General features: G+C 46.0%; 5 protein-coding genes and 1 pseudogene. All 6 read right to left on the minus strand.

Features of this window, described 5'->3' with window-relative positions; translation table 11 throughout:
* Positions 1 to 136, minus strand: a pseudogene (locus LIZ66_RS20380) (MobQ family relaxase); the annotation flags it as partial.
* Positions 137 to 283: 147 nt separating this feature from the next.
* Positions 284 to 775, minus strand: a complete 492-nt coding sequence (locus tag LIZ66_RS18180; RefSeq protein ID WP_227201169.1) for a hypothetical protein — start codon at positions 773 to 775, stop codon at positions 284 to 286.
* Positions 776 to 831: 56 nt separating this feature from the next.
* Entirely contained in the window at positions 832 to 1,086 is a 255-nt protein-coding gene (locus tag LIZ66_RS18185; RefSeq protein WP_117762290.1) for a CPCC family cysteine-rich protein, read from the minus strand.
* Positions 1,087 to 1,397: 311 nt separating this feature from the next.
* Positions 1,398 to 1,694, minus strand: coding sequence for a DUF3847 domain-containing protein (locus LIZ66_RS18190; RefSeq protein WP_005335898.1), 297 nt, complete (start codon positions 1,692 to 1,694; stop codon positions 1,398 to 1,400).
* On the minus strand, positions 1,687 to 2,028 hold the full coding sequence (locus LIZ66_RS18195; RefSeq protein WP_005335900.1) for a DeoR family transcriptional regulator: 342 nt from the start codon (positions 2,026 to 2,028) through the stop codon (positions 1,687 to 1,689). Before LIZ66_RS18195 ends, LIZ66_RS18190 begins: the two co-directional genes overlap by 8 nt.
* Entirely contained in the window at positions 2,025 to 2,213 is a 189-nt protein-coding gene (locus LIZ66_RS18200; protein ID WP_025579834.1) for a hypothetical protein, read from the minus strand. The genes LIZ66_RS18195 and LIZ66_RS18200 overlap by 4 nt, the downstream gene beginning before the upstream one ends.
* Positions 2,214 to 2,387: the final 174 nt, after the last annotated feature.

Here is a 2,387-nt window from a genome sequence, read left to right on the forward strand (position 1 = left end):
GCTTTTCCGGGTAGTGCTTCACTTGCTGGTCGTATTCACAGAACAGCTTTTCGCCGCTCTGGTAAGCAGCGGCGGCAATCGCAGACTGCTGTTGGCTGCGCTGCACAATAGAAATTTCGTTGTGCGGACAGGGCATTTCGTGTCACTCCTTTCTGTGATTGGCGGATGGGGTGGCGTTTTGCCACCTCATTTTGGGCAGAAAAAAAGCAGGCAACCTTTTTCAGATTTCCTGCTTGGTGTGCCGCTGTGTGGGCGGCGGGTATTTAGTTGTAAGAGTTTGGGGTTACTTTTTGACTTCCCTTGTGATTTCAGTTGTCTCTAACTGTACCCGATAAGTGCTTTCTTCTCCGTTCAAATTGGTTGTTTTCAATTCAAACCACAAATTATCAGTCAACTTATCAGCGTCACTATCTCTGAGAATGTCACCAGAAATTTGTCCAACATTTCCAGAAACATCTATTGTCTCACCTGTCTGATCATCAACACCATTAGAAAGCAGAGTTTCTTTTTCGCTTCCATTGATATAAATGGTCGTTGAGTATGTGGTAATATTAGCAAAATCGTCTGACATCACTTTCAAATCACCACCATAGCAAATTTCATCTTTGCCATCTAAAATAATTACACCATTTGACACAGAAATATATTCATTTTCTCCGCTAAATGAATATACCTTTAAGGACTGTTCTTCATTGCTTTCGGAGGAAGTGTTGCACCCTGCAAGCAGAACCGTACAAGCAAGCAACGATAGCATAACTGCCATTATCTTTTTCATAATATCACCATCCCATCAAATTTCAATTTTTCAGTTCTACAAGTTGGAAGTTGTCGCTATGAAATTTCTTTTTCATCATCTCTTGGTGATCGGACATAACATAACATTTCTTTTTCACAAGCACCAAATTTTGAGAAATTGAATTTCGCTTCTTTTAGTGTTATTCCATGATTAGAGTCGCTTGGTTCGTTATCAGAAGCAATAAACGGGTCATTCTCCCAAAAACAAACGGGGCAAATATACCCACAATCTTCATTTGCCGGAACATTATAGGTAAAATATCCGCAGCAAGGACATTGGTATTTTTTCATATAAACCTCCCGTTTAATCCTTGACCTCAAATTCCTGATTTATTGCTGACTTCATTATACTTTATTGCCTATCGAAAAGATAGCATATTTTATGAAACTTGTCGGCTGGGAACAGCTTGCAGCGCAAGGTGTCCCCAGATGGCAAGTCCACAAAAGGGTAGCTGGCGGCAGCCAGCGCAGGGGAAGCGTAGCGTCCCCTGTTTGATTTGGAGCAGACCATGACTGCGGAAAATCACAGCCCTCCGGCGAGGAGCCTTCGGAGAACGCAATGCACCAACTTCTGGGTGGTGTATAATTGCGCCCTTAGTAAACTAAGGGGTTTCCGGCTTCTCCCGTTCCAGCAGTTTTTTCAATATATCTTGCGTGTCCTGCCTGTGAAAAATGAGTTTCAGCAACAGCATGACATCATCGTCCGTCAGGCGTTCCGGCTCTTGCAGAAAACTTTCCAGCATACCGCCACGAGTACAGAGCCGGTGCGTCCGTTCCTTTCGGGTAAGCTGCTTCAACTGGTGCTGCAATGCCTTTTCATCATTGATTGCTTTCCGCAGTTTCTTTTCGCTTTTCTCCAACTCCCGGTTGAGCTTTCCCAGCTTTGAGGTATCAGGCAAGGGTAGCGCCCTCCTTTCCCGGTATCAGCACATAAATCCTGTTCGGTTCTCCCACGCCCTGACGCACCCGCATGATAAGTCCGGCGGTTTCCAGTTCATTCAAAGAACGCTTGACCGTCATGAGGCTGCGGGACAGGACTGCGGCAATGGCTGTGATAGGGAAGCAGACAAAAAGAATCCCGTTCTCGTCCGCCTGCCCTCTGAAAAGCATAGCGTCCAACATCCGGCAGTACATGACCTTTGCGGTGCTGCTGACTGGAAATCCTGTCAACGCTCTGGGAAAGGGCATACAGGGCGGCAAGGGTGTGTCTATCGTCATAAATTCAAAATTCATTCGGTGTGTGCCTCCTTTTTCTTTGCTCGTTTGGATAAATAACGGGGGCAGTCAATCACAACCGCCCGGAAGCTCTGCCTGCACCCATGCTGGCATTTCCGGCATAATTCGTTGTAAGTGACACGCCCCCGGTCATTGAGGTAAAAGGAAAGCTCATGCTTCCGCTTTTTGCTCATTCTCGGCATGTTACGTTTCCTCCCGTTTTCGTGTATGGTTTCGGGGCGATTTTCGGCAAAATTACAGCCATAGAGCCGCTTAAAATCTCCCGAAGTCTCAGCGATAGGGTAGACTATCTCCCTATCAAATTGTCGTGTTTCGGTATCATTTCGGTGTCAGTTCGCCAGTTCTCCCCGGTGTCG

This window comes from Blautia faecis (genome assembly GCF_020554845.1).
GTDB classification, from domain to species: domain Bacteria; phylum Bacillota; class Clostridia; order Lachnospirales; family Lachnospiraceae; genus Blautia_A; species Blautia_A faecis.